The sequence below is a fragment of the Pseudomonas solani genome, from assembly GCF_026072635.1.
Taxonomy (GTDB): Bacteria; Pseudomonadota; Gammaproteobacteria; order Pseudomonadales; family Pseudomonadaceae; genus Metapseudomonas; species Metapseudomonas solani.
On record NZ_AP023081.1, the window covers coordinates 2,360,092 to 2,386,622 of the forward strand.

Below are 26,531 nucleotides of genomic sequence, written 5' to 3' on the forward strand. Positions count from 1 at the left end.
GCAAATCGCCAGCCGGCGATGACCGCTAGGACAGGCAGGGGAGCTTCGGTTCCCTCGATCGATCAACAGCTCAGGAGGTGTTTCAGGATGAACCGTCGTCATGCGCGTCTCGCCCTTGCGGGCAAGGTACTGCTGGCCGCCCTCGCCGTGGTGTTGATCCTCCTGGCCGAACACCAGCTGCGCCAGAGCCTGCGCAGCCACGAGCAGCAGCCCCCGCTGCCGGCCCGCCTGGATATCGCGCCCACCCCGGCCGCTTTCCATGCCAACGGCATGCTCCACGACGGTTCGCTGCAGAGCGTTGCCCAGCAGCGCTGGAACGATCAACCGCAGCAACCCCGCTGGGTGTTCTGAGTACATAAAGGAGATACGAAGATGTGGACCATCGCCCTGTTCCTGACCGCCCTCCTGATCCTCCCCGTATTGATGCTCGGCAGTGCCCTGGCGGTTGGCCAGGCGCTGCAGGACAGCAACGACTTCAGCGATATCGATTTCATCAATCCACCGGCGGACGAGGCCCTCGCCTCGCAGCCGGCTCAGCACGACCCGGCCTGGTCGCCGGCGCACTGAGAACCCGACAAACCGAAGCAGGAGAAACCATCATGCTCAGCTGGGCACTTACCTTCCTCGTCATCGCCATCGTCGCTGCCGTTCTGGGCTTCGGTGGTATCGCCGGCACCGCAGCAGGTATCGCGAAGATTCTCTTCGTGCTGTTCCTGGTCCTGTTCGTGGTGTCCTTCATCTTCGGTCGCCGCAGGGGCTAGGGAGGCAGCATGCGCATCCTGCGTGATCTCTGCGCCGCCGCCGCGTTCGGCTTCGCCAGCACCCTGGTGCTGGCGGCCGATACCGACGCGCAGCACAGGCTCAACGAACTGCTGGGCACTGACCCGCAGTACCGCGAGACCTGGCAGGCGCTGGTCAAGGACGAAAGCCGTCTGCCCGAATGGGTAATGAACCTGAGCGGGACGGCACCGCCGATGAAGGCGGTGGACCAGGACGGCGATAAATACCTGGTTGGCGAGTTGTGCGAACCGCATGCCTGCGCCAGCCAACGACTGCTCGTCGCCTTCAGCTGGGACAAGGACGACGCCTACGCCCTGCTGGTGCAAGTGCCGGAAGGCCTGCCCCAGGACAAATCACCGAGCCGCCACGCCAGCAAGCGCTGGTTGGGCGAACCGGATGATGAGGTCAAGGCGATTCTCGAGGACCAGCTGAAAAGCGATCCGAACTGGTACTGAAGCCATTCAGACCACAGGCCCCACAGGCGGGGCCATGACCATGGGGCCGGGTTGTTCCGCGTCGGTAGAGCGGCATGACCTAGGGGTAAAGGGGTTACCTCCGCGAACGCGGGCCGGGTCAGGTGAAGCCGCCACCGGGAAGCTGTGATCCAGCTTCTCGGTGGTAGCGTTAAAAGCAGCTGGAAGAGAAAAGCAGCTGGAAGCTGGAAGACAAAAGCCGGGAGCTGGAGTCTTTCCCCACCTCAACTCCTATTGCAACCTAACTGCCAACTTGGCTACGTGTGCGCCCTGGAATCTGGCGAGCGCGAGTTCCTTGTCGGTCGGCGTGCGTGAGCCGTCGGCGCCGGCGAGGGTGGCGGCGCCGTAGGGTGAGCCGCCGCGTACGTCGCTGATGTCGGTCAGCTCGGGTGCCGCGTAGGGCAGGCCGACGATGAGCATGCCGTGGTGGGCCAGGGTGTTCCAGAACGAGGTGATGGTGGTTTCCGAGCCGCCGCCGGTGCCGGTGGAGGTGAACACGCTGCCGAACTTGCCCACCAGGGCGCCTTTCACCCAGAGGCCGCCGGTCTGGTCGAGGAAGGTGCGCATCTGCCCGGCCATGTTGCCGAAGCGGGTCGGGGTGCCGAAGAGGATGGCGTCGTAGTCCGCCAGCTCCTGGGGGCTGGCCACGGCGGCGGGTTGGTCGAGCTTGGCGCCGGCGTTGCGGGCGATGTCCTCGGGGATGGTCTCGGCGACGCGCTTGAGGGTCACCTCCACGCCCGGCACGCTGCGCGCGCCCTCGGCCACCGCTTCGGCCAGGCGTTCGATATGGCCGTACATGGAGTAATAGAGCACCAGGACCTTCTTCATCGTCATCTCCCAGGACAGAGGTCGTCATCGACCGACCCGGTTCAGCCTAGATGGCTTTCATGACATTGCCGGGGTGGCTTCCTGGCGCGCGCCGTGCCCCCGCCGCTATCATCCGCCCATCGTTTTCGGGGGGATCGTTCATGCTCAACGGCCTTTGGCTCGGCTTCTTCGTGGTGGCCGCGACCGCGGCGCTGGTGCGCTGGCTCGGCGGTGACCCGGGTGTCTGGGCCGCCATGGTGGAAAGCCTGTTCGCCATGGCCAAGCTTTCGGTCGAGGTGATGATCCTGCTGTTCGGCACCCTGACCCTGTGGATGGGGCTGCTGCGCATCGCCGAAAAGGCCGGGTTGGTGGAGGTGCTGGCGCGCCTGCTGGGCCCGCTGTTCGCCCGGCTGATGCCCGAGGTGCCCCGGGGCCATCCCGCGCTGGGGCTGATCACCCTCAACTTCGCCGCCAACGGCCTGGGCCTGGACAACGCCGCCACCCCCATCGGCCTCAGGGCCATGCGCGCGCTGCAGGAGCTCAACCCCAGCAGCACCACGGCGAGCAATGCGCAGATCCTCTTCCTGGTGCTCAACGCCTCGTCCCTGACCCTGTTGCCGGTGTCCATCTTCATGTACCGCGCGCAACAGGGGGCCGCCGACCCGACCCTGGTGTTCCTGCCCATCCTCCTGGCCACCAGCGCTTCCACCCTGGTGGGCCTGCTCACGGTGGCCTTCATGCAACGCCTGAAACTGTGGGACCCGGTGGTGCTCGCCTACCTGGTACCCGGCGCCCTGTTGCTGGGCGGCTTCATGGCGCTGCTGGCCGGCCTCTCCGCCACGGCGCTGGCGGCCCTGTCGTCGCTGCTGGGCAACCTGGTGCTGTTCGGCCTGATCATGCTGTTCCTGCTGGTGGGCGCGTTTAAGAAGGTGCCGGTGTACGAAACCTTCGTTGACGGCGCCAAGGACGGCTTCGATGTTGCCAAGAGCCTGCTGCCCTACCTGGTGGCCATGCTCTGCGCCGTGGGCGTGCTGCGTGCCTCCGGCGCCCTGGACTTCGGCCTCGATGGCATCCGCGCGCTGGTGGAATGGTCCGGCCTCGACACCCGCTTCGTCGACGCCTTGCCCACCGCCCTGGTCAAGCCGTTCTCCGGCAGCGCCGCCCGCGCCATGCTCATCGAAACCATGCAGACCCAGGGCGTGGACAGCTTCCCCGCCCTAGTGGCCGCCACTATGCAGGGCAGCACCGAAACCACCTTCTACGTGCTGGCGGTGTACTTCGGTGCCGTGGGCATCCAGCGTGCCCGCCACGCGGTGGGCTGCGCCCTGCTGGCCGACCTCGCCGGCGTCATCGCCTCGATCCTGGTGTGCTACTGGTTCTTCGGCTGACCCCAGCTCCCGGGCTGAAGCCCGGGCTACCGCCGGCGCTGAACCGGTGGGAGCGAATTCATTCGCGATCGGGGGTGGCGGGTTGCACCCGCCCTACGGCCCGCGTCCAACCCTGTAGGGGCGAATTCATTCGCCTGGCACCGCCCGGGCTCAGAACCCGTTGGCCTTGGCGAAGTCCAGCTTCGGGTCGCGCACGCTGGTGACGTTCACCGCCGCGCCGGACCAGCCGCCCTCCATCTCCTCGGTCATGTGGTAGCGCAGCAGGTTGTACTGGATGGCGGTGCCGCCCAACTGCTGGTGGCCGATGCGTGAGATGACCGTCTCCAGCAGGCTGGAGATCAGGTACTGCAGCGGCGTATCGGAGGTCTTCAGGGCCAGGCCATAGTCGAAGCGCGCGTTTTCGTTGGCCCGGAAGTTCGCATAGAACGCCTGCTTGCCGAGGTCGGTGTTCATCGCCTGGTTGAACGACTGGCGGCAGGCCTCGAGGTCTTCCGCGCCCGCATGGGGCAGCTGCAGGAAGTTGCTGAGGTTCTTCAGGCTCACGCAGCCCTGGGTGGCGATCACCTCCGGCATCAGCGTGATATCCAGCTCACCGGCGCTGTTGGGCACGTTGTGCCAGCGGTTCAGGCTTCCGCGCAGGTCCTCCAGGCTGTTCTCGGTATAGCCGCGGTAGCCGTAGACGTAGGTCGGCGGCAGTACCAGGCCCATGAGCGAGTTGTACTGGGGGATGGAGAGCTCCGTGTGCGGCTTGCCGAAAACGCGGGTGCTGTAGTCGTCCAGCGAGGCCTTGAGCAACGACGGCCGCAGGTTGCGCACCGACCTGCCGTTTTCCAGGGCTTCGACCAGGGACTTGTCGTTGAGCTGCGACTTGACCTCCACCGTGGCGACCACGCCTTCGATCAGGTACACGTCCGCCGAGCCGAAGGTGCGCAGGGTGGGGAAGTCGTTGCGGTAGATGATCAGGTCGATCTGCTTGGAGATGCCGCCTTCGTTGTCGACGATCTGCCCCGAGCCGATGCTGATGTTGCTCGGCAGGAAGCGCTTGAGGACATCACGGATGAAACTCTCGCGTGCATCGCCGAGTACGGTCGGGTGATTGGCGATGCTGCTGCTGACGCTGAAGCTGGTTTCCAGCACCCGGGCGATGGACTTCGCCCAGTTGTTGATGATGGCCATGGGTCTTCCTTGAGGGGGTTGAGCGTCCGCAATCTACAGGCACTGAGCCTGTGGGAACATTCATTCGCGACGCTCTTCCATCGGTGTGTCGAGGCACCTGTAGGGGCGACTTCAGTCGCCAAGCGGTGCGTAGCACCGCCAAAGGCTTCGCGAGCAGAGCTCGCTCCTACGGTCATACGGCTATGCGGTCATGGCGCCAAGGTCAATGCGGCTTGGGCGGCAGCGGGTCCTCGGTGACCTCGAAGCGCAGGGTGCCGATCATCTGCCCGGCCTCGGTGACCACGCGCACCTGCCAGCGGCCCACCGGGTTGGCGGGGAAGTTCTGCTTGTGGGTCCAGGCGCGGTAGCCCTTGTCGCGGCCGCCGTGGATGTCCAGGGCGATGCGGTCCACTTCCTGGCCCTCGAAACGCCACAGGTGGTAGATGCGCTCGTTCAGCCCGCGCGGCGCGTTGATCGCGGTGTAGGCGTAGAGGCCATCGCTGCGCAGCTCGGCGGCGGTCACGGTTTCCACGCCCTTGCCCGGGGTGCGCTGGTGGTCGTCCAGTTCCGGGGTCACCGCCACTTCAGTCAGCCACAGGGTGGCCGGCGGCACCATCACCCGGGTCAGCCAGCCGGTGGCGCCCAGGGCCAGGGTCAGGCCGACCAGGGCCAGGCCCCGCCACCAGCGTTGCACGCGGATGGTGCTGTAGAGGCTGAGGAAGGACAGCAGCACGGCGATTCCGAGGGACCACTCGAAGCTTTGCGCGGTGGTCAGGTGGAGGATGATCGGCAGCGCCGTGAGCAGCACCGCGAACAGGGTCAGGGTGTGGTAGGCGAGGAACAGCCAGCGGTGCGGCGCGAGGAAGCGGTTGTACAGCGGGTCGACGATGGAGATCACCGCCGCCACCGCCAGCAGCCCGGTGAACAGCGACTGGCCGCTGTTCCAGCTGGTGGTGATGAGGAAGAAGGGCAGCACGAAGAACAGGCTTTCCTGGTGGATCAGCTGGGTCAGGAAGCGCGTCAGCGGTGGTGGCAGCTCGATCTTGAACAGGCGCTCGATGCTGCTGCGGAACAGGTTCTCCAGCAGCAGCCAGACCCAGCTCACCAGCATCACGATGGCGATCACCTTGGCCAGGCGCGCGCCGCGATCCACCAGCAGGAAGCTGCCGACGCCCGAGCAGAAGCCGTAGAGCGCGATGAGCCGCGGGTGGCGCTGGATCAGCGCGATCAGGGCGAGCAGGCGGTTTTTCCAGATCGACATGGGCACGTCGGCGAAAGCTGCGGGGGCCGCAGGATACTGCCCGCCCGCCGGCCTGAGAAGGCGCCAGGCGCCGCAGCCGACGGCCAGTGCCTCAGGCGGGCGCGGGTCACGTGCCCGGGCGCCGGCCGCGCCACAGCAGGGCGGCGAGCAGGGCCAGGCCCAGCAGGGCCGGCAGCAGCCAGGCCAACTGGTCGTAGCCCAGCAGGGGCTGCTCGATGCGGATGTAGCCCGGTTCGTGGAACAGCTCGCGGGCGATGGCGTTGACCTGCTGCAGGGTCACCGCACGCAGGGCGTCGGCCTCGTTGCCGAAGCGGCCCTCCTGGTAGTCACCCAGGGAGTTCCAGTAGTAGTCGGCCAGCGCCGAGTTGCCCTGTGCCGCCCATGCCTGACGGCTGATGGCGAGGTTCTTCAGGCGCTCGAAGCTGTCGCGGTCCAGCCCCTGGTCGCGTAGGCGCGTGGTGAGTGTGCGCAGCACCTGCAGCGCCGGTTCCACGTCGCTGCGCTCCAGGTCGGCGTTGAGGCTGAGGAAGGTTTCGCCGCCGAAGGCGCGGCGCTCGGTCCAGGGCCCGTAGGAGAGGCCGTTCTGGATGCGCAGCTGCTGGTAGAGCTCCCAGTTCAGGTAGTCCTTGAGCAGCTCCCAGGCGGCGTAGTCGGCGCCGTCTACCTCCGGCTCGCGGTAGATCCAGTGCAGCGTGGCGCTCTGGCCCACCAGGCCGCGGCGCAGGGTGCGGTGCTCGGCGGCGTTGTCGTTGCTTTCCGGCAGGGCCGGGTGCTCGCGTACTTCCACCGGCGCCAGGGCGCCGAAGCGCCGCTCGATGAAGGCCGGCAGCAGGCGGTCGAGGTCGCCGACCACGATCAGGCTCATGTTGTTGGGGGCGTACCAGTCGCGACGCAGGGCCTCCAGGGCCTCGCGCTGCAGGTGCTCCACCTGGGGGCGCTCGGCGCAGGCCAGGCCCAGTTCGACGGCGAGCTGGTCGTGGGCTTCGCGGCCCAGGTCCTGGCGGTCCAGCAGGCGTTCCAGGTGCGAGTAGTGGCCGCCGCCCTCGCGCTGCACCACCTGCTTGGCGGTGGCGATGCGGGCGTCGGTCAGTTGGGTGTCGTCGAGCACCTGCAGCAGCAGGTCGAGTACCTTGCGCTGGTTCTGCGCCGGCGCCTCGATGACGAAGGCGGTGTCGCTGGCGCTGGTGAAGGCGTTCCATTCGCCGCCCAGAGCCTGCATGCGCGCTTCCAGGTCCGCCTCGCCGGCGCCGCCCAGGCCGCTGAAGAACAGGTGTTCCAGCAGATGCGGCAGCTCCTTGTCCGAGCAGGCGAAGTCGTCGAAGCCGACACCCACCACCAGGCGGATGGCGACATGGCCGCGCTCGGGGGTGGGCTTGAGGATCACCTGCAAGCCGTTCTGCAGGTCGTAGCCCTCGACCCGGTCGCGGTCGAACGCCTGTGCCGAGGCACCGAGCAAAAGCAGCAGGCAGAGCAGGTAGCGCATGGCGAGGGTCTGGCTGGGAGGAAGCGCCGAGCATAGCGGATCGCCCCCGCCCTTGCGCAATCACCCCAGGCCGCGGCGGCTGCTCCAGAACTGCAGGGCCAGCTGGCGCAGGTCGGCGGCCAGGCCGGCCACCTCGCCGGCGCTGCGCTGGCTGCACAGGCCGCTGTTGGCGTTGTCGTCGGCGGCGCGGCGGATGGTGGCCAGGCTGCGCTGGATCTCCTCGCTGGCGGCGCTCTGCTGCTCCACCGCGCTGGCGATCTGCAGGCTCATGCCGTTGATGGCGCCGACCTGCTGGTTGATCCGCTCCAGGGACTCGGCCGCGCGCTGGGCCTGGGCCAGGCTGCTCTCGGCCTGGGCGCAGCTGCGCTGCATGGCCGCGACGGCCTGCTCGGCGCCGCTCTGCAGGCTGTTGATCATCTGGTTGATCTGCGCGGTGGACTGCTGGGTGCGCCCGGCCAGGGCGCGTACTTCGTCGGCGACCACGGCGAAGCCACGCCCGGCGTCACCGGCGCGCGCGGCCTCGATGGCGGCGTTCAGGGCCAGCAGGTTGGTCTGCTCGGCGACGCCCTGGATCACGTCCAGCACCTGGCCGATCGCGCTGCTGTGGTCCTGCAGCTCGCGCACCACGCGGGTGGCGTTGCGCACGTCCTCGTCCAGCTCGGCGATGCGGGCGCGGGTGGCGCTCACCTCGTGCTGGCCGATGCGCGCGGCGTCGTCGGTCTGGTCGGCGGCGCAGGCGCTCTGCTGGGCGCTGCGCGCCACTTCCTGGACGCTGCCGGCCATCTGCCCGACGGCGGTGGCCACCTGGTCGGTCTCCTGCTGCTGGCGGTGGCTGCCGGCACTGCCGTGGGCGACGGCGGTGGCCAGCTCCTCGGCGTGCTCGGCGAGCTGGCGCGAGGATTCGGCGATGCGCCCGACCAGCGCGCCGGTCTCCATCTCCAGCATCTGCAGGCAGAAGCCGAGCTGGCCGAATTCGTCGCTGCGCTGGCCATAGACCGCCTGGCTCAGCGGGTTGTCGGCAATGCCCCGGGCGCGGCCCAGGAGTTCACGCAGCGGGCGCAGCTGGCGGTGCAGGGCCAGCCCCGCGCAGCCCAGCGCCAGGCCCCAGGCCGGCACGGCGGCGAGCAGGCCGTAGGGCGCCAGGGCCTGGTACAGGGCGATGCCCAGCGCCATGCCCAGGGCCGGGCCGGCGAGCAGGCGCAGGTGCAGCGGCAGGCGCGTGTGGGCGGGCATGCGGCCGGCCTCGAGCCGGGCGTAGACCCGTTCGGCACGCAGCACCTGCTCGGCGCTCGGGCAGGTGCGCACCGACTGGTACTCCAGCACCTGGCCGTTGTGCACCACCGGGGTGACGAAGGCGCTGACCCAGTAGTGGTCGCCGTTCTTGCAGCGGTTCTTCACCAGGCCCATCCAGCTGCGCCCGGCCTTGAGCGTCTGCCACAGGTGGGCGAAGGCAGCGGCGGGCATGTCCGGGTGGCGCACCAGGTTGTGGCTGTGGCCGATCAGCTCCGGGCGGCTGAAGCCGCTGACGTCGACGAAGTCCTGGTTGACGTGGGTGATCACGCCCTTGAGGTCGGTGGTGGAGAGGATGTTGGCGTCGTCGGCGAAGACGACGGCGCGTCCGCTGACCGGCAGGTTGCGTTTCATGAGGTCGCTCTCGTGGTGGCTTCGGGCAGCAGGCACCAGTGCCCGTCGAAACATTCTTCGCCGTTGAACAGGCGTTCCAGGGCCTGGGGCGGGCGCGGCCGGCTGAACCAGTAGCCCTGGGCGTAGTGGCAGTCCTCGGCGGCGAGGAAGTCCAGGTGTTCGGGGCGCTCGACGCCTTCGGCGATCACCTCCAGCCCCAGGCTGGCGCCCAGGCCGATGATGGCGCGGGAAATGGCGCGCAGCTCGGGGTCCTCGGGGGCGCCGTCGATGAAGCTGCGGTCGACCTTGAGGATGTGCAGCGGGAAGCGCTTGAGGTAGCCGAGGGAGGAGTAGCCGGTGCCGAAGTCGTCCAGCGCCAGGCGCACGCCCTGGCAGGCCAACTCGCGCAGGCAGGCGAGGGTGTCGGCGCCGTCCTGCATCAGCAGGCTTTCGGTGATCTCCAGCACCAGGCTGGAAGGGGGCAGGCCCGATTCCTCGAGTATCGACTCGAGCCGCGCGGCGAAGCCCGGCTGGTGCAGCTGGCGGCTGGAGAGGTTGACCGAGCAGCGCAGGCCGCGCTGGCCGTCCAGTTGCCAGGCGCGGGTCTGGCGGCAGGCTTCGCGCAGCACCCAGTCGCCGACGGCGATGATCTCGCCGGACTCCTCCAGCGCCGGGATGAACTGCGCCGGCTGCACCAGGCGGTCGCCCTGGCGCCAGCGCAGCAGGGCCTCCACGCCCACCAGCAGCGGCTGGCCCTGGTCGGTGCGGCAGATGGGCTGGTAATGCAGTTCGAACTCGTCGCGCGCCAGGGCCTGGGCCAGGGCGCTCTCCAGGTCGAGGCGGTTCTTCGCGGCGGCCTGCAGCTCGCTGCTGTAGCGGGCGATCTGCGCCTTGCCGGCCTCCTTGGCGCGGTACAGGGCGAGGTCGGCGGCCTGCAGCGCGTCGATGGTCTGGCCCTCGGCCTGGAGCCCGGTGATGCCGATGCTGGCGCTGACCACCAGGGTGCGCTCGTCCAGGTGCAGCGGCTGGTGGAGGCTGTCGAGCATGCGCTGGGCGACGACCTCGGCGTCGCCCAGGCAGGCCAGGTCGTCGAGCAGCACGACGAACTCGTCGCCGCCGAAGCGCGCCAGGTGGTCGCCCGGGCGCAGGCAGCGCTCCAGGCGATGGGCCACCTCCACCAGCACGCGATCACCGACGGCGTGGCCGAGGCTGTCGTTGATCAGCTTGAAACGGTCGAGGTCGATGAACAGCAGCGCCGCCTGGCGGGCGCCAGGGCGCAACTGGCGTTGCAGGGCCTGCTGCAGGATCTCGTCCAGGCGCAGGCGGTTGGCCAGGCCGGTAAGCGGGTCGTGGCGCGCCGCGTGGCTGAGCTGGTGCTCGGTGGCCTTGCGCTGGCTGATGTCGGTCTGCGAGCCGGCCATGCGCTGGCCCTCGGCGACGCCTCGCACCAGGACCCAGAGGTAGCTGCCGTCCTGCTGGCGCATGCGGTACTCGTGGCTGAGCCAGGGGCTGTCGCCCCGCAGGTGGGTGTCGATGGCCTGGCGCAGGGCCGGCAGGTCGTCGGGGTGGACGCGGGCGAACCAGCCGGCGCTGCTCTCGCCGAAGGCATCGCGCGAGCGGCCGAGCATGCTCGCCCAGCGCTCGGAGATGTACAGCCGGTCGTGCTCCAGGTCCCAGTCCCAGAGGCCGTCGTTGGCGCCGCGCAGGGCCCGGGCGAAGCGCGCCTCGCTGTCCTCCAGGGCCTGGTGCTGGGCGGCACTGTAGGTGTCGATGGCCAGGGCGATGTCGAAGAACACCACTTTCATGAGGCTGCCCAGGGTGCGGGTGGTCTCGCTGTCGCCGAGCAGGCCGGTGAGCATCTGGTCGAGGTACAGGCGGTAGGCGCCCAGGTACCACTTCAGCTCGACGCCCACGCGCTGGTGCACCAGGCCGACCTTGAGCCGGTGCAGGACGTAGTCGCGGTCATAGGGGCCCTTCCACAGGCGCTGGTAGTAGTCCAGCTGGCTGGCCTTCAGGCGCGCCAGGGTCGCCGGGTCGCGGAGGATGCTGGCGGTCGGCTCGAAGTGGTCGAGGTGCGCGTAGAGGCGCTCGACGAACACCTCGTGCAGGGCCTCGACCGCCTCCGCCTGGCGGTTCAGGCGCGCGGCGTCGAGCGCCTGCCAGTCCAGGTAGCGACAGCGCTGGTCGATTTCGCGACGGCCGAGGCCGATTCTGCCGAGCATCCCCTTGAGTTGTGTTTCCAGCCCCATCCCTCAATCCCTCGTGAAAACCTGCAGGCAATAAAAAAGGCGCCACGGGTGGCAGTTCTGGGTGAACTGCCACGCGTGGCGCCTTGTCTTGCAGGCCCTTGCGTCCTGCCCGGCAAAGCCGGTTCCCGCCCTTGGCGGAACCTTGCAGCGCGAGGTTGTACACCAGTCAGGCCGGGCCCGACAACTCTTCCAGCGCCTGTTCCAGGCGCCGGCGCAAGCGTCCGAGTTCACGGGACTTGAAGGCGTGGCGGGTGCGGTCGAGCACCGTCACCGTCTCGTCGAGGAGCATGCGCAATCGGGTCGTCTCGCTGAGGGGGGCGTCCTTGAGCCATCGGCACAGGGGGGCCCGTTGGCATTGGCCGGTCTCGGTGAGCACTTCGCAGACGACGCCCATGGCGGGCAGCATCTCGCGCAGCAGGCAGGCGAGCGCAGGATCGGTGATGGCGGCGATCGGCGGATCGGAGCTGTCCATGGTCGGGGGCTACGGCTGATGGCAATTGGCTATGAACTCTAGCCATCGCCCGGTTGGCGGGCATTGACCGGCGTCAGTCTGTCGCGAATCGCCACGCCGCCTGGCGGGCTCGGCCACTGCCGGTGCGCCGTGGCTGCCGCTAAAGTGGCGGCCATAACAAGAACCACGGGCGCCTTGCCATGAACTACGACGCGAACCAGCAGCTCATCCTCGGGCTGGTGCTGGCGGTAATGATCTTCGGTGTTTCCCTGGAACTGCGCATCGGCCAGTTCTTCGCCGTGCTGCGCCAGCCGCAGCCGGTGCTCGCCGGCATGCTCGGGCAGTGCCTGATCCTGCCCTGGGCCACCCTGGCGGTGACCCTGCTGGTGGACCTGCACCCCGGGCTGGAACTGGGCCTGTTGCTGGTGGCCTGCTGCCCGGGGGGCAACCTGTCCAACGTGATGACCCACCTGGCGCGCGGCAACACCGCGTTGTCGATGAGCATGACGGCGCTCTCCAGCCTGCTGGCGCTGGTGCTGCTGCCGCTCAACTTCGCCCTCACCAGCGGCCTCAACCCGGAAGCCTCCGCCTACCTGGCCGGGCGCCTCAGCGCCTTGCAGATGGACCGTGGCAGCATCCTCGTCAGCGTGGTGGTGCTGCTCGGCCTGCCGCTGCTGGCGGGCATGCTGGTGGGCAACCTGTGGCCGCGCCTGGCCGAGCGGGTGACGCCCTGGTTCAAGCGCTTCTCGCTGCTGGCCTTCGTGGTCTTCGTCGGCGGCGCGGTGGCCGGCAACTGGCGCCTGTTCGTCGACAACCTCGGCCTGGTGTTCTTCATCGTGGTGCTGCACAACGCCAGCGCCATCGTCCTCGGCTGGGCCATGGCCAGGCTCGCCCGCCAGCACGGGGCCAACCTGCGGGCCATGGTCATCGAGATCAGCATGCACAACTCCGGCCTCGCCCTGGGGCTGATCTTCGCCCAGTTCGGCGGTGAGCCGAACATGGCCCTGGTGGCGGCCTTCTGGGGCACCTGGCACCTGGTCAGCGGCCTGCTGCTGGTGGCCTTCTGGCGCAACCGGCCGTTGCCCGTCGCCGAGGAGGGTGTGCCATGCGCGTCCTGATCACCGGCGCCGCCGGCTACATCGGCCACCAACTGCTGGAGGCGCTGGCCGCCCGCCACCCCGACTGGCGCCTGGTGGCTGCGGACATCCGCCCGCTGCCGGCGTCCGCCCGCGCGGCGAACGTCGAGGAGGTGCAGCTGGACATCGCCCAGCCCGAGGCGGTGGACGCCTGCATCGCCCACTGGCAGCCCCAGGCCATCGTCCACCTGGCCTCGGTGGTGACGCCGCCGCCGGGCATGAGCGAGGCGACCCTGCACGCCATCGACGTCGAAGGCACCCGCGCGGTGGTCACGGCCGCCGCCGCCCACGGCGTCGGGCAACTGGTGGTGACCAGCTCCGGCGCCGCCTACGGCTACTACCCGGAAAACGCCGAATGGATCGACGAAGCCGACCCACTGCGCGGTCATGACGCCTTCGCCTATGCCCGCCACAAGCGCGAGGTGGAAGAGCTGCTAGCCGAGGCACGCGAACGCCACCCGCAGCTGCGCCAACTGGTGCTGCGCCCGGGCACCATCCTCGGCCGGCGGGTGGACAACCAGATCACCGCGCTCTTCGACAAACCCTCGGTGATGGGCGTGCGCGGTCATGACAGCCGCTTCGTATTCATCTGGGACCAGGACGTGGTGGCGATCATCCTCCAGGGCCTGGAGCGCGGCGCCGAAGGCATCTACAACCTGGCCGGCGACGGTGCGCTGAGCATGGCCGAGATCGCCGCCATCCTCGGCAAGCCCTACCGGCCACTGCCGGCGACGCTGATCCTCGCCACCCTGGCGCTGCTCAAACCCCTCGGCCTGACCCGCTACGGCCCCGAGCAACTGGACTTCCTGCGCTACCGCCCGGTGCTCGACAACCGCCGCCTGAAGGAGGAGTTCGGCTACCAGCCGCAGTACTCCAGCCGCGAAGCCTTCCTGGCGTTCCTCGATGCGCGGGGCGTGTTGCCGCGTACCTGACTCCGGCGGCGCGCAGCGCTCGCTAGGTCCTGGCCGAATCAGCCACCAGCTGCTGGCGATATTCCCCCGGCGTCTTGCCGGTCCACTGGCGGAAGGCGCGGAAGAACACGCTGGGTTCGGAATAGCCCAGCAGCACGGCGATCTCGGCGATGGGCAGGCTGCCCTCCTGCAGGTGGCGCTCGGCCAGTTGCAGGCGGGTGTCGCTGAGCAGTTGCTGGTAGCTGCTGCCCTCCTCGGCCAGGCGCCGTTGCAGGGTGCGCTCGCTGAGGCCGAGGCCAGAGGCGAGGGCGCCGCGGTCCGGCTCGCCATGGGCCAGCTGGGCGCCGAGCAGGGCCACCACGCGGGCCCGCAGGCCTTCGCTGGGCAGCCGCGCGAGCAGGGCTTCGGCGTGCTGGCGCAGCAGCGCCTGGAGGGGCGGGTTGGCCTGGCGCAGGGCGGCGCCGCGCAGTTTCAGCGGCAGCACCAGGGCGTAGTCGGTGGCGTCGAACTCCAGCGGGCAGGCGAAGCAGTCCTCATAGGCGGCCAGGCTTTCCGGTTGCGAATGGATGAAGCAGGCGCGCAGCAGGCGGAAGTCATCCAGCAGCGGTTGCATCAGGCGCATCCAGAAGGCCATCAGCGCCAGCACCCGCGCGCGGGTGGCGGGCAGCTGCGGGTGCAGCGGGCGGTAGAGGGTCCAGAGTTCGTCGCCACGGTTTTCCACCGCCAGGGTGCCGCCCTCGCCCACCAGGCGCTGGTAGCGCAGTTCGGCCTCCAGGGCGTCCCCCAGGGTCGGGCTGCTCTGCAGCAGGTAGCCGAGCACGCTGAACTGGCCGGGCGCCAGGGCCTGGCCCAGCACCAGGCCGGGCTCGGGATGGGCGAGGCGCGATTCGATGGCGCTCCACAGCGCTTCCTGGGCGGGAAAGGGGATGCGCGCGTCGGGGTCGCGCAGCTGGGCGTCGTCCAGGCGGCTGGCGGCCAGCAGCTCGGCGCGTGGCAGGCCAAGGCTCTCGGCGGCGTGGAGGATGGCCTGGGTCAGGCTGGCGCTGACCGAGGCCTGGTCGGGTGCTGCGGCGGTTGGGCTCATGGGAGGATTCTGCCCAAGCCGCCGTGACTCAGGAAGAGCCCTGTTCAGCGATGGGAGCCGACATCCGGCTGATAGTCCACATCGTCCTCCACCAGCGGCTCGACGCCACCGTCCTCCAGGGCCACCGGCGGGGCGTCGGGGTTGTCCAGCACCGCATAGGAGATGGCGCAGAACAGCGAGTTGAGGCGCTTCATGTCGCTGATCAGGCCCAGGTGCAGGGCGCTGGTCTCGATGCTCTGCACCACCTGGTGGTGCAGGCGCTCGACGTGGGCGTGGGACAGGCGCCGTTCGAGGATGCGGAAGCGCTGCTTGGCACGACGCAGGCGCTTGGCGTTCTCCAGGTCACCGTTGAGGAACACCGACAGGCTCAGGCGCAGGTTGTTCACCAGTTGCTGGTGCAGCTCGGCGATGTCCGCCAGGCCGGCTTCGGAGAAGGAGCGCTGCTGCGAGGTCTTCTTGTGCTGCACGTCGCCGACCATGCGCTCGATCAGGTCGCCGGCCTGCTCCAGGTTGATGGTCAGCTCGATGATCTCGGCCCAGCGGCGGCTGTCGCGCTCGCTCAGGTCCTCCCGCGGCATGCGCGCCAGGTACAGCTTGATGGCGGTGTAGAGGGCGTCGATGTCGTCGTCGAGGCGGTGGATCTCCTTGCCCAGCAGGGCGTCGCCGCCGCGCATCAGCGTGAGCAGGTGGTGCAGCATCTGCTCGACGATATCGCCCAGGCGCAGGGTCTCGCGCACGGCGTTGGCCAGGGCCAGGCTGGGCGTGTCCAGGGCGCTCTTGTCCAGGTGGCGGGGTTTGGCCACGTCCGTGGCCTGCTCGCGGTCCGGCAGCAGCCAGTCGCAGAAGCGCGCCATGTAGGGCGTCAGTGGCAGCATCAGCAGGCAGCGCGCACTGTTGTAGAGAACGTGGAAGGCGATCACCAGCTCGGCGGTGGAGAAGCTCCAGCTGTCCAGCCACTCCGCCGCCGGCCCCACCACCGGCAGCACCAGCAGGCAGCCCACCAGCTTGAACAGCAGGCTGCCGAGGGCCACCCGGCGGCCGGCAGCGTTCTGCGAGGTGGCGCTGATCATGGCGAGGATGCCGCTGCCGACGTTGGCGCCGATCACCAGGCACAGGGCGACCTTGAGCGGGATCACCTTGGCGGCGGCCAGGGTCGCGCTGAGCAGCACGGCAGCCAGGCTGGAGTAGGTGACCATGGCGAACAGCGCGCCGGTCAGGGCGTCGAGCATCACGTCGCCCGTGAGCGAGGAGAACAGCACCTTCACGCCCTTGGCGGTGGTGATGGGCTCGGCGGCGGCGACGATCAGCTGCAGCGCGAGGATGATCAGCCCCAGGCCGATGGCCACGCGGCCGAGCTGGCCGATGCGGGTCTGCTTGCGCGAGAGGAAGAACACCACCCCGAAGAAGATCAGCAGCGGCGACAGCCACGACAGGTCGAAGGTCAGCACCCGCGCCATCAGTGCCGTGCCGACGTCGGCGCCGAGCATGATCGCCAGGCCCGAGGACAGCCCCATCAGCCCCTGGGCGACGAAGGAGGTGACCAGCAGGGCGGTGGCGTTGCTGCTCTGCACCAGGGCGGTGACGCCGATGCCGGCGGCGAAGGCCAGGGGCGCGCGCTTCATGCTGTGGCTGAGCCAGCGGCGCAGGTCGCTGCCGAAGACCCGGAGGATGCCGGTGCGAACGATATTGGTGCCCCACACGAGCAAGGCCACGGCGGAGAGCAGGTTGAGCAGTGTCAGCATCGGTTCCCTCCTTAAGGTAACGACATGAGCCGCTCCTGGAGGTGGGGCGGCTATCTGGGGGTGGGGTTGTAACATGATCGTCATATTCTGACTTGCCAGCCCGCGTCCCGTTCACCCGTGCCCGTCACCTTTTCTACCTGCAAGTTAAGTCGTAAAACCGCAGCCTTGCCTTGCCCATCGCAGGCGACAGGCCCTGTCGCCCGCTGCCTGTAGCCTCGTCGAACTGATAACCTGTACCGACCCGGCGGACGCGACCTTTCGATGCTTAACCTCTACCACGCCAATGACCTGGAAAGCCTCGGCGAGCTGGCCTGCAGCCTGCTCGTGCAGCCCCAGCGCGACCCGCTGGCGCCGTCCCGCGTGGTGGTGCCGAGCCAGGGCATGGGGCGCTGGCTGACGCTGCAACTGGCCCGGCGCCAGGGCATCGCCATGCAGCTCGATATCCAGCTGCCGGCGCGCTTCATCTGGGACCTCACCCGCCAGGCCCTCGGCGAACTGCCACCGCAATCGGCGTTCAACCCGGTGACCCTGACCTGGCGCCTCTACGACTGGCTGTGCGAGCCGGACAATCTCGAACGTACCCCGCGTCTCGCCCAATACCTGGAGGGCGGCGACGAGCGCCGGCGCCTGACCCTGGCGGCGCGCATCGCCGACGTGCTCGACCAGTACCTGCTGTACCGCGACGACTGGTTGGCCGCCTGGGAGCGCGGCGAGCTGCTCGGCCTGGGCAACGACGAACAGTGGCAGGCGCTGCTCTGGCGCGAACTGACCGCCGACGGCCACCCGCACCGCGCGCGCCTGCTCGGCGACCTGCTGGCGCGGCTGCACGACGACGCGCCCATCGAGGGGCTGCCGGAGCGCCTCATCGTCTTCGGCATCAGCAGCCTGCCGCCGCACCACATGCGCGTGCTCGAAGGGCTGTCGCGGCATTGCGAAGTCATCCTCTTCGCCCTCAACCCCTGCCGTGAGGCCTGGGGCGATATCCGCGACATCCGCGAACTGGCCGCCCTGCCGGAGCCCGGCATCGACGACTGGTACCTCGACGTCGGCCACCCGCTGCTGGCCAGCCTGGGCAAGCAGGGGCGCGACTTCTTCGACGCCCTGTTCACCCTCGGCGGCCAGGAAGTCGGCATCTATGCCGAGAACGAAGACCTGGCCGACGGCAGCCTGCTGCAGGCCATCCAGAACGACATCCTGCGGTTGCGCACCCGCCACGCCGACGAGCGCCTGGCCCTGCGCGAGGACGACCGCTCCCTGGAAGTGCACGTCTGCCACTCGCCCCTGCGCGAAGTGGAGGTGCTGCACGACCAACTGCTGGCGCGCTTCGCCGCCAACCCCGGGCTGACCCCCGACCAGGTGGTGGTGCTGACCCCCGACATCGAGCGCTACGCCCCCTACATCGAAGCGGTGTTCGCCCCCGCGAGGGCGTGCCGCGCATCCCCTTCAGCCTCGCCGACCGCAGCCTGCGCGCCGAGCTGCCGCTGGTGGAAGCCTTCCTCGCCCTGCTCGACCTGGCCCAGAGCCGCTTCGCCGCCGAGGAACTGCTCGGCTGGCTGGAGCAGCCGGCCCTGGCCGTGCGCGCCGGCATCGAGGCCGAGGACCTGCCGCTGGTGCGCGACTGGCTGCGTGAGGCCGGCGTGCGCTGGGGCCGTGATGGCCGCCACCGCGCCCGCCTGGGCCTGCCGGAAGAGGACGCCTTCAGTTGGCGCCAGGGCCTGGAGCGCCTGGTGCTGGGTTTCGCCGCGCCGCCGCGACTGGCCGGCGATGCTCCGCCCCTGCTCGGCGACAGCTGGCCGCTGGATGCGCTGGAAGGCGCCCGTGCCCAGCTGCTCGGGCGCCTGGCCGGTTTCATCCAGCGCCTCGGCCATCTCGCCGACGACCTGGCCCGCCCGCGCCCGTTGGCGGACTGGGCCGAGACCCTGCAGGGCCTGATCGACCAGCTGTTCGACGAGCGGGAAGCCGGCGACACCCTGCTGTTGCTGTCCCAGGCCTGCGGCGACCTGCGCAAGCAGGCCGAGGCGGCGGGCATCGAACGGCCCATCGACATGAGCCTGGTGCGCCAGCAACTGGTGGCCGCCCTGGACGCCGGCAGCGGCGCCTCGGGCTTCCTCACCGGTGCGGTGACCTTCTGCACCATGGTGCCCATGCGCAGCCTGCCGTTCCGCCTGGTGTGCCTGCTGGGCCTGGACGACGGCGCCTTCCCCCGGCGCACCCCGGCCGCCGGTTTCGACCTGATCACCCGCAAGCCGCGCCGGGGTGACCGCGCGCGGCGCCTCGACGACCGCTACCTGTTGCTGGAGACCCTGCAGTCGGCGCGTGATGGCCTCTACCTCAGCTACGTGGGCCGCGACCCGCGCGACAACGCGCACCTGCCGCCCTCGGTGCTGATCAGCGAACTGCTGGAAACCATCGACCTCACCGCCACCGCCGGCGAGACCAAGGCCAGCCAGCGGGTGCTCATCAGCCACCCGCTGCAGCCCTTCGCCTCCGGCAACTTCGCCGGCGGCAGCCACGCCGGTTTCTCCGCCCCCTGGTTCCGCGCGGCCCAGCGCCTGGCGGAGGTGCCCCGGGAGCCGGATGCACCCTTCGCCCTGCCCTTGCCGGAGCCCGACGCTGACTGGCTGACCCTGGAGCCGGCGCAACTGATCCAATGCTTCCGCCACCCGGCGCGCTTCCTCCTCGAGCAGCGCCTGGGCCTGCGCCTGGCCGAAGCTGAGGAGGCCCTGGCCAGCGACGAGCCCTTCGCCCTGGAGGGGCCTGCCTGGCGCGGCCTGCGCCAGCTGGCCCTGGACGCGGTGGAGCGCGGCTGGTCGGAGCTGGACGAACGCCGTATCGCCCGCGCCGCCGGCTGGCTGCCCACCGGCGAGCTGGGCCATGCGCTCTGGGGCCAGCTGCGCGGCCCGGTGCGTGCCTTCGCCCCGCGCCTGTTCGAGGCGCGCCCGGACAGCGCGCCGCAGCCGCTGCTGGTGGACGTCAGCCTGGCCGGCGTGCGTATCCACGGCTGGCTGGATGGCGTCACCGAGGACGGCCTGTTCGGCTGGCGCCTCAACCGCCTCGGCGAATGGGAGCTGGCGCCCTTCTGGCTGCGCCACCTGCTGCTCAACCTTTCGGCCACCCCCGGCATCGCCCGTGAAAGCCGCCTGCTCTCGCCCGCCGGTGACTGGCAGGCTGGCCCCCTGGCCAATGCCGCCGCCCTCCTCGAACCTTGGCTGCATGCCTACCGCGAAGCCCTGTGCGAACCCCTGCCGCTGCTGACCAAGGCCAGCCACGGCTTCGCCTCCGGCTGGCGCAAGCCCGGGCGCAAGGAACCTATCGACGCCGCCCGCAGCAAGGCGCGCATCGCCTGGGACGGCATCGACTTCGGCCCCGTGGGTGAGTCCCGCGACCCCTGGTACGCCCTCGCCTTCCGCGACCGCGACCCCCTGGACGAACGCTTCGAACGCCTCGCCGAAACCCTCTTCGGCCCGGCGCTGGACGCCCTGGCAGATGACGAGGAGGACGACGCGTGAGTCTCGACCTGCTCAACGATCCCTTTACCGGGCGCAGCCTGATCGAGGCCAGCGCCGGTACCGGCAAGACCTGGACCCTGACCGCGCTCTACGCGCGGCTGCTGCTGGAGCGCAAGCTGGGCGTGGGGCAGATCCTGGTGGTGACCTACACCACTGCGGCCACCGCCGAGCTGCGCGAACGCATACGCGCGCGGCTGGCGGCATTGCTGGCCATGTACGAAGGCGCACCGGCGCCCGACCCGGTGCTGGCCGGCCTGCATGCGCAGTACCCGGGCGAGGACGCCCACCGCCGCCTGCTGCTGGCGGTGCACGGCTTCGACGAGGCGGCGATCTTCACCATTCACGGCTTCTGCCAGCGCGCCCTGCAGGACGCGGCGTTCGAGGCCGGTGGCGATTTCGACAGTGAGCTGACGGCAGACGACCGCGAGGTGCTGGACGGCCTGCTCGCCGACCTCTGGCGTGCCGAGCTGGCCGCGGCCGAGCCGGCCTGGGCGCGCTTCCTCGCGCAGAAGCGCCTCACCCCGCAGGTCCTGCGCCAGCGCCTGCGCTCGCACCTGGGCAAGCCCTACCTGCGCATCGAGCCCCGGGAAACCGAGCTGGGCGACCTGGGGGCGGCCGGCGAGGCCTGGAACCACGCCCGGGATACCTGGCTGCGCGATGCCCAGGCCTACCTTGCCGACCTGGCGGCCTTCGACGGGCTTAACAAGCGCAGCTACGACGCCGCCAAGTTCGCCCTTTGGCAGGGTGAGCTGGACGCCTATTTCGCCGACCCGGCAGCGTTGTTCGCGGCGCCCACAGGCCTGGAAAAGCTCGGCCGCGAGGCGCTGATCAAGGCCTGCAAGAAGGGCTTCGAGCTGCCCGAGCACGCCCTCTGCGCTGCGCTGCAGGGGCTGTTCGATGCATTGGAAGAGGCCAAGCCCGCCGGTGAGGCGCGGCTGATCGACCTGCAGGTGCGCCTGCTCGACACCCTCAACCGCGAGCTGCCGGCGCGCAAGGCGGCGCAGCGCATGTTGGCCTTCGACGACCTGCTCAACCGCCTCGACCAGTCGCTGCAGGGCCCCGCCGGCGAAACGCTGGCCGCCGCCCTGCGCGAGCGCTACCCAGTGGCGCTGATCGACGAATTCCAGGACACCGACCCGGTGCAGTACGCCATCTTCCGCTGCATCTACCCCGGTGGCGAGCAAGGCGGCGACCTGTGCTTCGTCGGCGACCCCAAGCAGGCGATCTACGCCTTCCGTGGCGCCGATCTGGCCACCTACCTCAAAGCCCGTGACGAGGCGGCGCGGCAGTACAGCCTGAACACCAACCACCGCTCGGTGCCGGCGCTGATCGCCGCGCTCAACCAGGTGTTCGACCGGCCCCTGCCCTTCGCCGAGCCGGGGCTGACCTACCCGCCCGTGGGCGCCAGCGACAAGGCCCGCGCCCAGCTGGTGCTGCCCGAAGCGGGAGCGCCGCTGGAGCTGGTGTGGCTGGGCGACGAACCCCTGGGCAAGGGCGAGGCCGGCAACGCCGTGGCCATCGATACCGCCCGGCGCATCGCGGCCCTGCTGGCCGCCAGTGGCCGGGGCGAGGCCTATTTCGACGAGGCCGGCGTGCGCACGCCCCTGCGCGGTGGTGATATCGCCGTGCTGGTGGCCAGCCACCGCCAGGCTGGCGATGTGGCCGAGCAACTGGCCGCGCGCGGCGTGCCCAGCGTGCGCCGGGGGCGTGACAGCGTCTGGCACAGCGCCGAGGCCGAGGAGTTGGCCGCCGTGCTCGCCGCCTATGCAGAGCCCGGCCGCGAAGGCGTGCTGCGCTACGCCCTGGCCACCCGCCTGCTGGGCCGCGACGCCCAGGCCCTGGCGCGCTGCCAGGACGACGAGCACGCCTGGGACCAGGAGCGCGAGGACGCCGAGCGCTACCACCAGTTCTGGCAGCAGCAGGGCTTCATGCGCGCCTTCCGCGCCTGGCTCGACGAGCAGCGGGTGGCCGAACGGCTGATCGCCCTGCCCGACGGCGAACGCCGTCTGACCAATCTCCTGCACCTCGCCGAGCTGCTGCAGGCCGAGAGCCTCCAGCGCCCCGGCCTGGAACCGCTGCTGGCCTGGTTCAACGCCCAGCGCGCGGCGGAGAGCCACGGCGACGACGCCCTGCTGCGCCTGGAAAGCGATGCCGAGCGGGTGCAGATCGTTACCGTGCACACCAGCAAGGGCCTGGAATACCCGCTGGTGTTCTGCCCCTACCTCTGGGACGGCGCGCTGCTGCGCCGCGACGAAGACATCACCTGCCACGCCGAGGACGGCACGCCGCTGCTGGACCTGGGCGGCGCCGACTACGACGACAACCGCGAGCGCGCCCGCCGTGAACGCTTCGCCGAGCGCCTGCGCCTGGCCTACGTGGCCCTGACCCGCGCCCGGGATCGCCTGTGGCTGCACTGGGGCCCGGTGGCCCTGCCCAAGGCGAAGAAGGACGGCGAGCTGCCCGAGGACGGTCTGCACAGCAGCGCCCTCGCCTGGCTGCTGCACGGCCGCGAACTGCCCGGCGATGCCCTGCTCAGCGAACTGGGCGGCCACCTCGCCGCGCTGGATGGCGCCGGCCTGCGCCGCGAGCTGCAGGGCCTGGCCGACGCCAGCGGCGGCGACATCGCCCTGGTGGCCTGCCGCGAGGCCGAGGCCAGCGCCCAAGGCGAGACCCGCGCTGCACCGCCGGCCGCCCTGTCGCACCTGCAACGCGGCCTGCACAGCGCCTGGCGGGTGGGCAGCTTCTCCGGCCTGGCCGCCGGCATGCACATGGAGGCACCGGACCGCGACGCCTTCTTCGTGCCCCCGGCCACCGACCCGGGTGCCGGCTTCTACGGCTTCCCCCGGGGCGCCCGTGCCGGTACCTGCCTGCACGCCATCCTCGAGGACTGGGTGCGCGGCGAGGGCGAGCTGGAGGCCCTGGTGCCGCTGCACCTGCTGGGCCACGGCCTGCCCGAGGACTGGGCGGCGATTGCCATCGAGCAGCTGCGCAAGGTGCTGGATGCCGACCTCGACGGCCAGGGCCTGAGCCTGGCCGCCCTCGAACCGAGCCGGCGCCTGCCGGAGCTGGGCTTCACCTTCCCCGTGGCGCAGCTGGATATCCAGGGCCTGCGCGCGGTGCTGGCCGACCCCGCCCACGGCCTGCCGGAGCCCATGCGCCTGGCCGCCGAGCGCCTGGAATTCGATCAGTTGAACGGCTTCATGAAGGGCTTCATCGACCTGACCTTCGAGCACCAGGGGCGCTGGTACATCGCCGACTACAAGTCCAACTGGCTCGGTCCGGACGCCAGCTACTACGGCGGCGAGCGCCTGGAGCAGGCCATCGCCGCCGAGCACTATCACCTGCAGTACCTGATCTACCTGGTGGCGCTGCGGCGTTTCCTGCGCCTGCGCCTGGATGGCTTCGCCAGCGAGGGGCTGGGCGGCGCCTACTACCTGTTCCTGCGTGGCATGCCGGAGGCCGGCGTGTACTTCCACCGGCCCGACGACGCGCTGCTCAACGCCCTGGACCGCCTGTTCGAGGAGGGCCGCCCATGACGCTCGCCGAATGGCCGCTGGGCCCGCTGGAGCGCTTCTTCGCCGAGAGCCTGCTGCGCCTCGACCCGGATGCCGGCGAGGCGGTCACCGCCGCCGCCGCGCTGTGTTGCCAGGCCCTGGCCAATGGCGACGTGTGCCTGCCCCTGGCGCGCCTGGCCGGGCAGCGGGTGTTCGACGAGGGCGCTGCCGGGCTCGACCTGCCGGCCCTGCCCACCTGGCTGGCCGCCCTGCGTGCTTCCCCTCTGGTGGCGGAGCCCGGCGGTTATGCGCCGCTGACCCTGGACGGCGAGCGCCTCTATCTCAGCCGCTACCACGCCTACGAAACGCGCCTGGCCGCCAGCCTGCTGGCCATGGCCGGCGCCCGCCCGCCGGTGGACGAGGCGCGCCTGGCGGAATCCCTGGCGCGGCTGTTCGCCCGCAACACCCAGCAGCCGGACTGGCAGCGCCTGGCCGCCGCCCAGGCGGTGCGCCGCAACCTGGCGGTGATCTCCGGCGGCCCCGGCACCGGCAAGACCACCACCGTGGTACGCCTGCTCGCCGCGCTGCTGGAACAACCCGGTGGCGAGCGCCTGGCCATCGGCCTCGCCGCACCCACCGGCAAGGCCGCCGCGCGCATGGCCGAGGCCATCCGCAATGCCAAGGCCGAGCTGCCGGTGGACGATAGGATCAAGGCCCTGCTGCCCGAGGAGGCGCGTACCCTGCACCGCCTGCTGGGCAGCCGCGGCGACAGCCCGCAGGTGCGCCACCACGCCGACAACCCGCTGCCGCTGGATGTGCTGGTGGTGGACGAAGCCTCGATGGTGGACCTGGCGTTGATGGCCAAGCTGCTCGACGCCCTGCCCCCGGCGCGCGCCTGGTGCTGCTGGGCGACAAGGACCAGCTCTCGGCGGTGGAGGCCGGCGCGGTGTTCGCCGAGCTCTGCGAAGGCCGTGGCCTGGACGCCACCGCCAGTGCCGACCTGGAGCGCATCACCGGCCAGCGCGTGCCGGTGGAGCAGCCGCGCTCGCGCCTCGGCGACGCCGTAGTGCTGCTGACCCACAGCCACCGCTTCGCGGGCGACAGCGGCATCGGCGAGCTGGCGCGGCGCATCAACGCGGGCGACGCGCGCGGCACCCTGGAGTTGCTGCGCGAGGCGCGGCCCGATCTGGGCTGGAACCCCGGCCCGTTGCAGGGCCCGCTGCTGGAGCGCCTGGACGCCGGCTACGCGCCCTTCATCGTCGCCGCGCGCACCGGTGATGCCGAGGCCGCCTTCGCCGCCTTCGCCGACTTCCGCGCCCTCACCGCCCAGCGCGAGGGGCCTTGGGGGGTGAACGGCATCAACGAGGCGCTGGAGGCGCGTATCAAGCGGCGCCTGGGCATCGCCAGCCGCGAGCGCTGGTACCCGGGCCGCGCGGTGATGGTGCGGCAGAACGACTATGCCCTGGGCCTGTTCAACGGCGACATCGGCATCTGCCTGCCCACGCCCAACGGCCTGCGGGTGTTCTTCGAAGGCGAAGGTGGCCACCGGCCCTTCGCCCCGGCGCGGTTGCCCAGCCACGACAGCGCCTTCGCCATGACGGTGCACAAGAGCCAGGGCTCGGAGTTCCGCGAGGTGCTGCTGGCGCTGCCGGAGCAGCCGAGCCCGCTGCTCAGCCGCTCGCTGTTCTACACCGGCATCACCCGCGCCAAGCAGCGGGTGGAGATCTGGGGCCTGCCGCAGCGCCTGGGCGAGGCGGTGAATACCCGCGCCGAGCGCGCGGCCGGGTTGGCCGCGCGCCTGGCCAGTGCGGAGCCGGCACCCGTCATGGCGCCGCCACCCGCCGCACCACCCGCGCCTCCGGCGGGTGGGCAGCTGGACCTGTTCTAACGGGCCTCCCTCACAGGGTGACGAAGCGCTGCAGGCCACCGGCGAAGCTGGCCTGGATGTAGCTGTACACCGCCCCCGCGCGCTTGTAGCCGCCATGGTTGGAGACCACCTTCTTGCAGTTGGCGACGAACACCGTGCTGGTGGCCACTTCGATGTAGGTCTTGTCTTCGGGGCCGTAGAGGCCCAGGGCCAGGTCATGCTCGGAGGAGGCGTAGGCGAAGCGCAGCACCTCGTCCCGCGAGGAGTGGAAGATGTACACCCGCTCGCAGGAGGGGATGGCGTCGGCGAACTCCTCGTCGCTTTCGAAGCATTCGTTATCCACAGCCGGCGCCGTGCAGAAGTAGTTGCGCACGATGCGCCCGGGCGAGCCCTTGAGGGCCTTGAGGGTGACCCGCGCGCCGAGGCTGTGGGACATCACGTCCACGGCGGCGGCATCCCCGTAGAGGTTGTCCAGCAGGAAGCGGAACATCCGCGCCACGGCATTGGCGCGTTTCTTCGCCTGCCACCAGTCGAGCTTCTGGTCGCCGCCGGGCCAGGAGTAGCCGAGCACCATGTCGTAGGCGTCGGCGAGGTGGACCATGGCCTGTTGCTCGATCACCTGGTAGGAGTCGAACACCTCGAACTGCTCGTTGTTGTAGCCGTGCACCAGCAGGAGCAGGCGCTTGCCCTTTACCAGGTGCAGCAGGTCCTTGAAGTCCAGCACCGCCGTGACCGTGTCGTTGGCCAGGTCCACCTCGCGTATCAGGTGGCCGGTCTCGGAGAGCTGGTCCGGGTTGGAGAAGTCCTTGCGTGAACTGATGATGATCATGAGCGACTCCGCGTTCCTTGCGGCGAGGGGCCGGCCACGGCCCGGCGATGTGCGGCCGTGACCGGAACCCGTGAGACACCGCAGCGTTGATGAGGGGGATTCAGCACGGGAGGCCGACGGCATCGCACGCCAGCGCCGGGGTTCAGGGACCAGGCGCAAGCGAAACGGCGGGTGCAGGTGAACTCTAGATCAGGGAAGGGCGGTCGGGGGCGGTTGAGGTGGGGGATCGATGGAGAGCGGTGGGCTGAAGCGGAGCGCCGCCCGGCCCACCCTACGCCCATCCTGTGCC

Annotated in this window: 18 protein-coding genes and 2 pseudogenes; 10 read left to right on the plus strand and 10 right to left on the minus strand. The window is 70.1% G+C overall.

The features are described 5' to 3' along the window. The first annotated feature begins 87 nt into the window (after positions 1-87). From PSm6_RS10580 to PSm6_RS10595, 4 genes are read left to right on the plus strand one after another with little or no spacing between them, the layout of a single operon-like run. Entirely contained in the window at positions 88-351 is a 264-nt protein-coding gene (locus PSm6_RS10580; protein ID WP_021218840.1) for a hypothetical protein, read from the plus strand. A gap of 21 nt (positions 352-372) precedes the next feature. Then, positions 373-567: a hypothetical protein gene (locus PSm6_RS10585; RefSeq protein ID WP_021218841.1), complete on the plus strand. Its 195-nt coding sequence runs from the start codon at positions 373-375 to the stop codon at positions 565-567. Positions 568-599: 32 nt separating this feature from the next. Then, entirely contained in the window at positions 600-761 is a 162-nt protein-coding gene (locus PSm6_RS10590) for a DUF1328 domain-containing protein (protein WP_021218842.1), read from the plus strand. 9 nt (positions 762-770) lie between these two features. Further along, positions 771-1,235 (plus strand): inhibitor of vertebrate lysozyme family protein, encoded by a 465-nt coding sequence (locus PSm6_RS10595; protein WP_184488228.1) that lies wholly within the window; start codon positions 771-773, stop codon positions 1,233-1,235. A 249-nt stretch (positions 1,236-1,484) separates the two neighbouring features. Here the strand turns inward: PSm6_RS10595 and wrbA are convergent, their stop codons facing one another. Further along, a complete protein-coding gene (gene wrbA, locus PSm6_RS10600; RefSeq protein ID WP_184488229.1) occupies positions 1,485-2,081 on the minus strand; it encodes an NAD(P)H:quinone oxidoreductase in 597 nt (198 codons plus the stop codon). A 140-nt stretch (positions 2,082-2,221) separates the two neighbouring features. On the opposite strand from wrbA, the gene PSm6_RS10605 reads away from it, so the two are divergent. Beyond that, positions 2,222-3,448 carry a spore maturation protein gene (locus PSm6_RS10605; RefSeq protein ID WP_265170195.1) on the plus strand — a complete coding sequence of 409 codons (1,227 nt, stop codon included), beginning with the start codon at positions 2,222-2,224 and terminating at the stop codon, positions 3,446-3,448. Positions 3,449-3,598: 150 nt separating this feature from the next. Here the strand turns inward: PSm6_RS10605 and PSm6_RS10610 are convergent, their stop codons facing one another. The 6 genes from PSm6_RS10610 to PSm6_RS10635 all read right to left on the minus strand — a co-directional run bounded on the left by PSm6_RS10610 (position 3,599) and on the right by PSm6_RS10635 (position 11,691). After that, positions 3,599-4,624, minus strand: coding sequence for a DUF6602 domain-containing protein (locus tag PSm6_RS10610; RefSeq protein ID WP_265170196.1), 1,026 nt, complete (start codon positions 4,622-4,624; stop codon positions 3,599-3,601). A gap of 202 nt (positions 4,625-4,826) precedes the next feature. Then, positions 4,827-5,864, minus strand: coding sequence for a DUF5924 family protein (locus PSm6_RS10615; protein ID WP_265170197.1), 1,038 nt, complete (start codon positions 5,862-5,864; stop codon positions 4,827-4,829). 106 nt (positions 5,865-5,970) lie between these two features. Then, positions 5,971-7,347, minus strand: coding sequence for a M16 family metallopeptidase (locus PSm6_RS10620; RefSeq protein ID WP_265170198.1), 1,377 nt, complete (start codon positions 7,345-7,347; stop codon positions 5,971-5,973). A 60-nt stretch (positions 7,348-7,407) separates the two neighbouring features. Next, positions 7,408-8,991, minus strand: coding sequence for a methyl-accepting chemotaxis protein (locus tag PSm6_RS30725; RefSeq protein WP_265170199.1), 1,584 nt, complete (start codon positions 8,989-8,991; stop codon positions 7,408-7,410). Further along, positions 8,988-11,219 carry a putative bifunctional diguanylate cyclase/phosphodiesterase gene (locus tag PSm6_RS10630; RefSeq protein WP_031287503.1) on the minus strand — a complete coding sequence of 744 codons (2,232 nt, stop codon included), beginning with the start codon at positions 11,217-11,219 and terminating at the stop codon, positions 8,988-8,990. Before PSm6_RS10630 ends, PSm6_RS30725 begins: the two co-directional genes overlap by 4 nt. A gap of 166 nt (positions 11,220-11,385) precedes the next feature. Further along, positions 11,386-11,691 (minus strand): hypothetical protein, encoded by a 306-nt coding sequence (locus tag PSm6_RS10635; protein ID WP_263400295.1) that lies wholly within the window; start codon positions 11,689-11,691, stop codon positions 11,386-11,388. A 179-nt stretch (positions 11,692-11,870) separates the two neighbouring features. Between PSm6_RS10635 and PSm6_RS10640 the strand changes: the two genes are divergently transcribed. Together PSm6_RS10640 and PSm6_RS10645 are read left to right on the plus strand one after the other, a co-directional pair. Continuing rightward, entirely contained in the window at positions 11,871-12,788 is a 918-nt protein-coding gene (locus tag PSm6_RS10640; protein WP_265170200.1) for a bile acid:sodium symporter family protein, read from the plus strand. Then, entirely contained in the window at positions 12,776-13,738 is a 963-nt protein-coding gene (locus tag PSm6_RS10645) for an NAD-dependent epimerase/dehydratase family protein (protein WP_043243829.1), read from the plus strand. The genes PSm6_RS10640 and PSm6_RS10645 overlap by 13 nt, the downstream gene beginning before the upstream one ends. 22 nt (positions 13,739-13,760) lie before the next feature. Here PSm6_RS10645 and PSm6_RS10650 read toward each other — a convergent pair whose 3' ends face one another. Together PSm6_RS10650 and PSm6_RS10655 are read right to left on the minus strand one after the other, a co-directional pair. After that, positions 13,761-14,801, minus strand: a complete 1,041-nt coding sequence (locus tag PSm6_RS10650) for an AraC family transcriptional regulator (RefSeq protein ID WP_265170201.1) — start codon at positions 14,799-14,801, stop codon at positions 13,761-13,763. A 44-nt stretch (positions 14,802-14,845) separates the two neighbouring features. Beyond that, the gene (locus PSm6_RS10655; RefSeq protein ID WP_043243827.1) at positions 14,846-16,543 is read right to left on the minus strand and encodes a Na/Pi cotransporter family protein; all 1,698 of its coding nucleotides are present in this window, start codon (positions 16,541-16,543) and stop codon (positions 14,846-14,848) included. Between the two features lie 261 nt (positions 16,544-16,804). Here PSm6_RS10655 and recC point away from each other — a divergent pair. The 3 genes and pseudogenes from recC (at position 16,805) to recD (ending at position 25,434) form a co-directional block, all read left to right on the plus strand. Then, positions 16,805-20,052: pseudogene (gene recC / locus PSm6_RS10660) on the plus strand (exodeoxyribonuclease V subunit gamma). Further along, on the plus strand, positions 20,049-23,588 hold the full coding sequence (recB, locus tag PSm6_RS10665; RefSeq protein WP_265170202.1) for an exodeoxyribonuclease V subunit beta: 3,540 nt from the start codon (positions 20,049-20,051) through the stop codon (positions 23,586-23,588). Before recC ends, recB begins: the two are co-directional and overlap by 4 nt. Then, a pseudogene (recD, locus tag PSm6_RS10670) lies at positions 23,585-25,434 on the plus strand (exodeoxyribonuclease V subunit alpha). Before recB ends, recD begins: the two are co-directional and overlap by 4 nt. A 10-nt stretch (positions 25,435-25,444) precedes the next feature. On the opposite strand, the gene PSm6_RS10675 reads toward recD, so the two are convergent. Then, positions 25,445-26,242: an alpha/beta hydrolase gene (locus PSm6_RS10675; RefSeq protein ID WP_021218860.1), complete on the minus strand. Its 798-nt coding sequence runs from the start codon at positions 26,240-26,242 to the stop codon at positions 25,445-25,447. Between the last annotated feature and the right edge of the window lie 289 nt (positions 26,243-26,531).

Coding starts and splice junctions, on each gene's coding strand:
- PSm6_RS10580 (WP_021218840.1), top strand. CDS start 88: ATGAACCGTCGTCATGCGCGTCTCGCCCTTGCGGGCAAGGTACTGCTG.
- PSm6_RS10585 (WP_021218841.1), top strand. CDS start 373: ATGTGGACCATCGCCCTGTTCCTGACCGCCCTCCTGATCCTCCCCGTA.
- PSm6_RS10590 (WP_021218842.1), top strand. CDS start 600: ATGCTCAGCTGGGCACTTACCTTCCTCGTCATCGCCATCGTCGCTGCC.
- PSm6_RS10595 (WP_184488228.1), top strand. CDS start 771: ATGCGCATCCTGCGTGATCTCTGCGCCGCCGCCGCGTTCGGCTTCGCC.
- wrbA (WP_184488229.1), bottom strand. CDS start 2,081: ATGAAGAAGGTCCTGGTGCTCTATTACTCCATGTACGGCCATATCGAA.
- PSm6_RS10605 (WP_265170195.1), top strand. CDS start 2,222: ATGCTCAACGGCCTTTGGCTCGGCTTCTTCGTGGTGGCCGCGACCGCG.
- PSm6_RS10610 (WP_265170196.1), bottom strand. CDS start 4,624: ATGGCCATCATCAACAACTGGGCGAAGTCCATCGCCCGGGTGCTGGAA.
- PSm6_RS10615 (WP_265170197.1), bottom strand. CDS start 5,864: ATGTCGATCTGGAAAAACCGCCTGCTCGCCCTGATCGCGCTGATCCAG.
- PSm6_RS10620 (WP_265170198.1), bottom strand. CDS start 7,347: ATGCGCTACCTGCTCTGCCTGCTGCTTTTGCTCGGTGCCTCGGCACAG.
- PSm6_RS30725 (WP_265170199.1), bottom strand. CDS start 8,991: ATGAAACGCAACCTGCCGGTCAGCGGACGCGCCGTCGTCTTCGCCGAC.
- PSm6_RS10630 (WP_031287503.1), bottom strand. CDS start 11,219: ATGGGGCTGGAAACACAACTCAAGGGGATGCTCGGCAGAATCGGCCTC.
- PSm6_RS10635 (WP_263400295.1), bottom strand. CDS start 11,691: ATGGACAGCTCCGATCCGCCGATCGCCGCCATCACCGATCCTGCGCTC.
- PSm6_RS10640 (WP_265170200.1), top strand. CDS start 11,871: ATGAACTACGACGCGAACCAGCAGCTCATCCTCGGGCTGGTGCTGGCG.
- PSm6_RS10645 (WP_043243829.1), top strand. CDS start 12,776: ATGCGCGTCCTGATCACCGGCGCCGCCGGCTACATCGGCCACCAACTG.
- PSm6_RS10650 (WP_265170201.1), bottom strand. CDS start 14,801: ATGAGCCCAACCGCCGCAGCACCCGACCAGGCCTCGGTCAGCGCCAGC.
- PSm6_RS10655 (WP_043243827.1), bottom strand. CDS start 16,543: ATGCTGACACTGCTCAACCTGCTCTCCGCCGTGGCCTTGCTCGTGTGG.
- PSm6_RS10675 (WP_021218860.1), bottom strand. CDS start 26,242: ATGATCATCATCAGTTCACGCAAGGACTTCTCCAACCCGGACCAGCTC.